General features: G+C 29.1%; 1 protein-coding gene. It reads right to left on the reverse strand.

The genetic code is table 11. The features are described 5' to 3' along the window. Window positions 1-95: 95 nt before the first annotated feature. Window positions 96-677: a hypothetical protein gene (locus tag K1X16_RS17915; protein ID WP_225037436.1), complete on the reverse strand. Its 582-nt coding sequence runs from the start codon at window positions 675-677 to the stop codon at window positions 96-98. Window positions 678-711: the final 34 nt, after the last annotated feature.

A 711-nucleotide genomic window follows, 5' to 3' on the forward strand; every position in this document is an offset into this window, starting at 1 on the left:
TTAGCAAACTTTTACGAACCTGTGAATATTCCGCAGGAATATTCGCAAGTAAGCCTAAAAAAGCAATTAATTATACACGGTGTTGCCAGTAGTTTTTATTCAGATATATATTTATTAAATTCTTCTTTTTCTACTTTCTCAATTATTGTTGGTTTGTTAAATTTAAATCTTCCAGTATCAGTCAAGGAAAAAGTTTTATCATTTGGTTTTTCCATAAAATAATCAAACGTATTGTTTTCGAAATCATATTTTGACCACGCAAATGTTCCTTTTCTATTCTCGTTTTTATAATAATCGGTTTCAGATTCTACATCTAGAATTCCGTATTCAATTACTTTTTTAAAATGACTTTCTGTCGGTTTATTATTCCACCATTGTATTTCAAATTGGTCAGAATTATATTTTCGGTTTTCCCAATTGTCTCCAATTTTTGGTATTCCGAATTTTTCACGTTCTGAATTGAATTCAACTCCGTGGTTTTTATTAATAGGAATTACTAATTCGTAGATTGCGTTCAAGCCAATTAGAAATCCAACGTAAACTAGTCCTTTAAAGATTCCTTTTCCCAAAGTTTGAATTGATAAAGTAAATTCTTTCGGGTCTTTTTTATAGTCATAATAATATGCAATTCCTATCGGCACAATTATTATGATTATTATTAAAATTCCGTAAATCATACGTGGTTTCTTAAATTACTGGCAACGTGTTTGT

The organism is Winogradskyella sp. SM1960 (assembly GCF_020179375.1).
GTDB classification, from domain to species: Bacteria; Bacteroidota; Bacteroidia; order Flavobacteriales; family Flavobacteriaceae; genus Winogradskyella; species Winogradskyella marina.